Origin of the sequence: Brachyspira sp. G79, from assembly GCF_002379365.1 — a bacterium.
Lineage (GTDB): Bacteria > Spirochaetota > Brachyspiria > Brachyspirales > Brachyspiraceae > Brachyspira.
In genome coordinates this window covers 1463384-1471250 of record NZ_JQIU01000008.1, presented here as the reverse complement: position 1 = coordinate 1471250, position 7867 = coordinate 1463384, and the positions used below count along the sequence as shown (strand labels likewise).

Annotated in this window: 8 protein-coding genes, 2 tRNA genes and 1 pseudogene; all 11 read left to right on the top strand. The window is 28.7% G+C overall.

From position 1 onward, the window contains the following. A pseudogene (locus tag KQ44_RS15000) lies at window positions 1–437 on the top strand (hypothetical protein); the annotation flags it as partial. 190 nt (window positions 438–627) lie between these two features. After that, entirely contained in the window at window positions 628–1209 is a 582-nt protein-coding gene (locus KQ44_RS14995) for a hypothetical protein (RefSeq protein WP_240516550.1), read from the top strand. A gap of 86 nt (window positions 1210–1295) precedes the next feature. Then, window positions 1296–2252, top strand: coding sequence for an ABC transporter substrate-binding protein (locus KQ44_RS07900; protein WP_096736946.1), 957 nt, complete (start codon window positions 1296–1298; stop codon window positions 2250–2252). 67 nt (window positions 2253–2319) lie between these two features. Continuing rightward, window positions 2320–3063, top strand: coding sequence for a tRNA pseudouridine(38-40) synthase TruA (gene truA / locus KQ44_RS07895; RefSeq protein ID WP_096737803.1), 744 nt, complete (start codon window positions 2320–2322; stop codon window positions 3061–3063). A 63-nt stretch (window positions 3064–3126) separates the two neighbouring features. Beyond that, window positions 3127–3209: transfer RNA gene (locus tag KQ44_RS07890), tRNA-Ser, on the top strand. A 33-nt stretch (window positions 3210–3242) separates the two neighbouring features. Further along, window positions 3243–3315: transfer RNA gene (locus tag KQ44_RS07885), tRNA-Arg, on the top strand. 40 nt (window positions 3316–3355) lie between these two features. Next, entirely contained in the window at window positions 3356–3907 is a 552-nt protein-coding gene (locus KQ44_RS07880) for an HAD hydrolase family protein (RefSeq protein WP_096736945.1), read from the top strand. Beyond that, complete coding sequence (gene lptC, locus KQ44_RS07875; RefSeq protein ID WP_096736944.1) at window positions 3885–4457, top strand: LPS export ABC transporter periplasmic protein LptC; 573 nt, start codon at window positions 3885–3887, stop codon at window positions 4455–4457. The genes KQ44_RS07880 and lptC overlap by 23 nt, the downstream gene beginning before the upstream one ends. Beyond that, complete coding sequence (locus tag KQ44_RS07870) at window positions 4441–5784, top strand: LptA/OstA family protein (protein ID WP_096736943.1); 1344 nt, start codon at window positions 4441–4443, stop codon at window positions 5782–5784. The genes lptC and KQ44_RS07870 overlap by 17 nt, the downstream gene beginning before the upstream one ends. After that, window positions 5768–6769 (top strand): hypothetical protein, encoded by a 1002-nt coding sequence (locus tag KQ44_RS07865; protein ID WP_205676558.1) that lies wholly within the window; start codon window positions 5768–5770, stop codon window positions 6767–6769. The genes KQ44_RS07870 and KQ44_RS07865 overlap by 17 nt, the downstream gene beginning before the upstream one ends. Before the next feature lie 252 nt (window positions 6770–7021). After that, window positions 7022–7846, top strand: coding sequence for a hypothetical protein (locus KQ44_RS07860; protein WP_096736942.1), 825 nt, complete (start codon window positions 7022–7024; stop codon window positions 7844–7846). Window positions 7847–7867: the final 21 nt, after the last annotated feature.

Here is a 7867-nt window from a genome sequence, read left to right as displayed (position 1 = left end):
TTTATGATATGTACAGATGGTATGAAAAAAGATCATTGCCTTCAACAAGTACTAGATTTGAATTATCTGATACTTATAAAGAAGAGTTTATAACTCCAAGAGTACCGGGCGGAGCTTATTATATATTTTATATTTTATGTTATAAATTAGGTAATGAGAATATGTATACAGCTAAAATTATAAATTATTTTTTCAGTCTTTTTATAATATCATTGTTTGTATTTTGGCTTTATAAAAAATTAGGTCTATTTGTCTGTTCTTTTATGTCTCCTCTTATTTTACTTAATGGTTATTTAGTAAAAGCTATGACTAATTTTTGGAATCCTAATATATCATTAATTTTTAGTTTTATATTTTTTATTTTCCTCTATGAATATATAGATAAAAAATCCAGCAAAAAAACAGTAATATCATCTATTTTTATTTTCCAGTATTAGCTATTGTATCACAAGGTCATTTTGCTTCATTTTTCTCTGTTGTACCTTCTATGATATTTTATTTAATTCTCACTTATAAAAATACAATTAAATATTTGAAATATTGGCTTTTAGGAGTTTTTTTGTCATTTTTAGAATATTTACCCTATTAATCTCAGAAATTAATAATGGATTTTATAATACTAAATTAATGTTTTCAAAAGTATCAGATACTGGAAGAATCATTATTGCAAAAATACAGGCGTTATTTTTATTTCCTACAAATGAGATGTCTTCTTATTATTTAAAAGGTTTTAGTAATATTATAGAATTCTGGATTTCATCACCGTTTTATATATATGGTTTGATATTTTTAGTTCTTAATCTTGGATTTTCTCTTTACTGTTTAATTAATATGTTTTATTTTGTGTTTGATCTTAGGTATAAAGGAAAAACTGATAATGAAAACATATCTTTGGAGATATCAAAATTTTTTGTTTTATCAATATTTATAACACTTTTATGTTTTTTTATATTTAAATTTGGAGAGGGTTATTTTCATTATTTATACGGACTTTTTGCTGTATCTTATGCTCCTATTATATTATTTTTTGTTCAGAAAGAAAATTTTATTATTAATACTAAAAAAATATTTTTTGGTTTATCTATTTTTTTTGTATTAAATGCAGCAGCTATGTTTGGAAGTATTGAAAGATATGTAGTAAAATTTGAAAAAGATTTATCTGTGATACATAATAAAAATATAGAGCTTTTTTTGAATGAACATAAATAATCAATTTTTACATATGAATTTTATTTGACTTTATTATGGCTATATTATATTATACTACTAATTATGAATTTTAAGGAGATATAATAATGAAAAAGCTATTTTTTATATTATTTGCAGGTATCTTACTTCTTTCCTGTTCAAATAATTCATCAAGTTCATCTTCAAATGGTGATAAAACATTTAAAATAGGTATACTTCAGTTAGTGGAGCATAATGCTTTGGATCAGGCTAATAAAGGTTTTGTAGACGGATTAAAAGAAGCAGGTTATGAAGACGGTAAAAACATTACTATAGATTATCAAAATGCTCAGGGCGAACAGGCAAACTGTATTACAATATCGCAAAAATTTGTTAATGATAAAGCAGATTTAATACTAGCTATAGCAACACCTGCAGCACAAGCAGTAGCAAATACAACAAAAGATATACCTATACTTGTTACAGCAGTAACTGACCCAGCAGATTCAAAATTGGTTGCAGATAATAATGCACCTGGAGGTAATGTTACAGGAACTTCAGATTTAACTCCAGTAAAAGAACAAATGGATTTATTGAAAAAATTAGTTCCTTCAGTACAAAATATAGCATTTTTATATAATTCAAGCGAACAAAACTCTAAATTCCAAGTAGATATGGCAAAATTAAAAGCAGATGAAATGGGTATATCATATATAGATGCTACTATAACAAACCCTAATGATATACAGCAGGTAGTTCAAAGTTTGGTAGGCAAAGTAGATGCCATTTATGCTCCTACAGATAATATGGTTGCTGCTGGTATGGCTAATGTTATATCTATTACAGAACCTGCTAAAATACCAGTAATATGCGGAGAGGCTGGTATGCTTGAAGCTGGTGGACTTGCTACTTATGGTATAGATTATTATGAACTTGGCAAACTTACAGCTAATCAGGCAGTAAGAATATTAAAAGGAGAGGCTTCTCCTGCTTCTATGCCTATAGAGTATATACAAAATCCAGTATTAGAAGTAAATACTAATGCAGCACAAAAACTTGGTATAACAATACCAGCTGATTTATAGTAAAATATTTAATTTTTATATAAAAAAGCCTGTATAAATATTATATGGGCTTTTTATTTTGATATTTATGAATAATATAAAGATAACAATACAATATGATGGTACAGATTTTTACGGTTGGCAGATACAACCGAATTTGAGAACAGTTCAGGGAGAGATATATAAAGCTGTTCAAAAAATATATGGAGAAAAAATTACAATATACGGCTGCGGGAGAACTGATGCTGGTGTTCATGCTTTAGGTCAGGTTGCTAATTTTAGAGTTCCTAAAATGCTTGTACCTATTAATAAAGTACATATAGCTTTGAATTCATGTTTGGACAGAGATGTAAGAATAGTAAAAGCTGAAGAAATGGACGATAATTTTAATGCTAGAGCTTCTGCAACATTTAGAGAGTATTTATATATAGTTCATAATAGCAGTACATCTTTTCCATTTTATGAGAGGTATGCTTGGTTTTACAGAAAAAATATTATAGATGAAAAACTTATTAATGAATATGCCAAATATTTGATAGGCGAGCATAATTTCACATCATTTTGTTCTACAGAAGATGAAAATGATAGTAAGTTTAGATATTTAGAAAAAGTGAAAGCGGTAAGAAAAGGAGATACTATATATTTTATTATTAGAGGCAATGCATTTTTACACAATATGGTAAGAATTATAGTAGGAACTTTGGTAGAAGGTCAGAAGAAAAAAATGCCTATAAATTTTGTAGAAGATATATTAAAAAGTGAAAACAGAACAGAAGCCTTTGTAACAGCCCCAGCACATGGACTTTATTTCAGACGTGCCTTTTTTAAATGATTTTAATTATAAAAAGACTTGAAATAAATTTTATATATGTTATAATATATAGCATATTTATTTGGAGAGTTCGTTCAATTGGTAGAGCAGCGGTCTTGAAAACCGCCGGGCTAACACCCATGTGGGTTCGAGTCCCACACTCTCCGATTTTATTAGTACGAACAGCTTCTTTATTGTAGGGGGCTTTAGCTCATCAGGATAGAGCAATGGTTTCCTAAACCGTGTGGGCAGGTTCGAGTCCTGTAAGCCCCAAATTGTTTATCCTAACTCTTAATTAAAAAGATTTTCTAAAATGACGTTCAAAGATTATATATCATATTTATTTAATATTAAAAAGCTAAAAAAAATAAAACTTCTAGTTTCAGATATAGATGGTGTTATGACTGATGGAAAACTTATATTTGATGATAACGGTGTAGAAAGTAAATTTTTTCATACTCAAGACGGAATGGGGATAGTGATGGCATTAAAGTCTGGTATAAAAATAGCTATTATTTCTGGGAGCAGCTCTAATGCCATAAAGGCTAGATTTGATAAGTTTAGCCGTCATGGTTTTGAAGATTTGATACTTGGGAAAGAAGAGAAAATGCCTGTTATTTTAACTTTAATTGAGAAATATGGTTTAAAAATAGAAGAGGCAGCATATATAGGTGATGATTTAATAGATATTAAGGTTATGAAATATGTAGGTATTTCATTTGCTCCAAAAGATGCTGTAAATGAAGCCAAAAAGGCAGCAAATATAATCATAAATAAAAGAGGCGGATATGGTGCTGTGAGAGTTGTTATAGATATGATTCTCAAAGCTAAAGGTATTTATAATGAAGTTATTAAACAGTTTTAGTATTATTTTAATATTATTACTATTTCTATGTGTTTCCTGCACAAATTTTAAAGATCTTGGTAAAGAATTTGAACAGAAAGATAATTTTGTTCCGCCTCCTGATATGGAGTTTTATGGTTTTAGAAGAGAAAATTATGATACGAATTTTAAGCAGCTCGATTCTTTTGCCACTAATGCTAAATTTTACAATAAGAAAAAGCTTATAGAGCTTTATGAAAGCAGAACATATACATACGATTCTAATAATACAGTAGCTGCAAGTATATCAGGTGAGTTTGTAAAAGTAAATCAAGATACATTATATACAGAAATATATACTAATGTTATTGCCAAATCTTCAAATAATACAACACTTTATACAGAATATTTACAGTGGGATAACAATACACAGAAAGTTAAAAGTCCAGTTCCTATACGTGTGGAACAGGAAGATGGAAGCTGGCTTACGGGAAGCAGTATGGAAGCGGATATGGGTCTTGAACATATTACTATATATAATGAAGTTGATGAAGGCGATGCTATAGGAGTACCTGTTGCTGAAGAGAAATAGACTTGTTTTTACTATTTTTATACTGTTTTTATCAGTGTTATATTTAAATGCTCAGTCAAGAAGAAGTGCTGATAAGTTTACATTTAATAATAAAACAAAAGTCTTCCAATATACAGGCAATGCTAAAATGGAAGATTCATCAGCTATTATTACAAGTTATGTTATGACATTTTATCAGGAAACAGAATTAGCAACATTTAGCGGCAGCGTTAGACTTTTGAGTAAAACAAATGGCTCTACAATAACAGGCGGATATGCAAGCTATAATGGTAAAACAAGATATGCATATGTAAGAAATAACCCTATATTAAAATCGCCTACAAACAATATGACAATAAGAAGTTCTTTTATGGAGCGTGATTTTAATACCCCTATTGCCAAAGCTATAAGCAATGTTCATTTGACACACATTGACAGAGAAAGCAAAAGAAAAACAGATGGTTATGCTGATAATTTGGTTTATGATATGGATAAAGAAACAGCTGTATTAACTGGAAATCCTAGACTTTATCAAGGGGCTGATAGGCTTGAGGGTGAAATATTAGAATATAATGCCAAAACTGCTACAGCTAATGTTATGGGCAGAGGAAAAATATATGTCCTTCAAACTAATAATTACATAAATACATCAGAAACAAATAAAAAAAAGGGTAATATTAGTAATTATAACATTATAGTAGCAGATAGATTATTTTTGAATGAGTATGGCGGAAAAGATAATAACACACGTACTTTATATGCATATGGTAATGTTACTGCATTTTTCTATGAAGAGAACATGATACTTAAAGGCGGCTATATTGAATATGAAATAGATAATGAGCATGTGTATATGTATGAAGAGCCTTCTGTAAGAATTCCAGATAGGGGAATTATAGCTTTTGGAGAGTGGATAGAGTATAAAAAGGATGCTGAGTTTAAAGATGTTATATTTCATAATGATGTTGTGATGGTTGATTACGATGCCAATTTATCATTGGAAGGGGATTTGCTGCATTTAGATCCTGATACTAAGGTTGCAACAGTAAGCGGCAGTCCTAAGGCATATGTTGAAAATAGAAGTATCAAAATTACATCAGTTACTATGCAGATGTTTAATGATGAAGAAAAACTGCGTGCTAATGGAAATGTATATGTAGAAGGCAAAGATATGAACTCTCAAAGTGCTTGGGCTACTTACTTTGATAAGCAAAAATATTTAAGACTTTGGGGGGAAAATCCGTACTTGAAACAAAAAGAAAGTGTTGTAAGGGCAAGAGAGATAAAATATTATATAGATACTCAAAAAGTTGAGGCTATGGGTGTGAGCGGTGAAATACCTCAATAATAATACATTTAATATTAAATACTTGTTTTTTATATTTTTGTTCTTATTGCTCTTTTTATCATGTAAAAATAGTACAGAACCGCTTAATAAAGAAAAAACTTATACTGTGAATATTACTTATATAGAAGACGCAGCAATAAATGCATTTTCTCCAAGTGATTTCCTTGATATTTTTGATGATGATCTTTCAAAACTTACTTATGATATTTTAGGATATAAAATAAAATATAATCTTAAAAATGGTATGGAATATGACGATTTTTATATAGCCAATAGAAGAATTATAAATGATAATGCTCATATATTTAAAAGAGATTTTATAGATATAAAAAATATTGATAATAAAAAACTTCAACATTATATATTATACTCGCTTTCCAATGAAACTAGGGCTAATATAAAAAAATTATTTGGATATGAATACGCCGTTCCTTTAGATATAATAGCTAAAAATATAGCACCCTCATATGTAGAAAGTATACTTAATGTTTGGAATACACCTGTAAAAAATAGAAATCAGTTATTAGATGGTAGCAAGTTTATGATTTATACTGCATTATATTGGAGAATAATTGCAGGAGAGTTTAAAGATTCTTCTATAGTAGTAGTAAATATGCCATTAACTGCTAATTATTTATCAATGAGTGCAAAGTCTATTGCAGACGGAGGTTTTGTAGACAGGCTCGTACTTGAAAATAATAATATAAAGCCTTGTAAATCTATAGCTGTTATAAGTACATATACATTTCTGCAGTCTAATGCTGACTGTGAAACAATAAAAAATATGTTTGCTTATTATATTATCCAAACTATTGGTATGATGTTTCCTAAATATGATGTCAGTGATGATAAACATTCTATAATGTCTGAAGTAAATAGATTTGATTATTTTAATTGGTACAGCAATATAGTTAACTTTCAATTAAAAACTCCTTACAAAACAATTAAAGAGTATAGGGATAATATAAAAAATATACTTCCATAAAAGATAGTATGAATTAACTATAATAAAATAAACATTATCTCGAAAATGTCTATAAAAAACAATACACAATAATAAAAATGTCGAGTATATTTGTACAAAATGTATGATTTCTATATATATCAATAAACATAATTATAAATTTGCTGTAAATTTATGTAAAAATAGTATTTACTTAGAAAAAATAAAATAGTAGAATGTAAGTATAAACATTTTTTATAATTTGTCGATTTTTATTAGTGGGAGAAAATTACTATGAAAAAAATATTTATTTACATTTTTATGGCAGCAAGTTTTTCAGCGGCGTATGGTTTTGATGAAGGTTTTATATGGGCATTAAAGGCTAACTTTAACGGCTCTGCTACAATGCCTTCAATAAGTCAGTCAGATTTGGATCAGATAGGTGCTTCATATATGAAAGGTTCTGTAGGATACACTATAGACGGAGAGGCTGAACTTGGTTATTTATTTGGTTCTGAAAAATGGTTTAACGGATTAGATCCTGCTAAATTCAGCGGTATGAGCGTATTTGGTTCTTTAGGTGTAGGAAGCGGATTTGCAGGTCAGATATCAGGTAATACTATAGATGGAGTAACAGCAAATGCTTATATAAATGTTTCTTATACACCTGTAATAAGTTTTGGGGTTGGTACTAAAGCTTATTTCTTAAATAGCAGATTGGCATTAGGACTACATATAGGTGGTAAATTGATAGCAGATACATCTCCAGAATATTTGGCTTATTTTGACAGTGATATTCCTGGTTTCCCTGAAATAGGAGAGATAATAGTAACTGATTTTATGATCAAAAATATGAATCCTGTAATGTTTAGTATAAAATTTATGATAGAATATAATCAGCCTGTAAATGACAGAGTTGAAGTTATATTGGGTGCTTATACGAGATTTAATGTATATTCTCCAAAATATATTACTATGCCAGACAGTTTATTGAGTTTAATGAATTCTGGTTTGGAAAAATTAGAAAAACCTGCATTTGATCCTACAACACCTTTGAAATCTTATTATATAAACTCATTAGACTTTGGTATAACATTAGGTTTGGCATTTAAAGGATAATTTTAATAAAAATAATTAAGG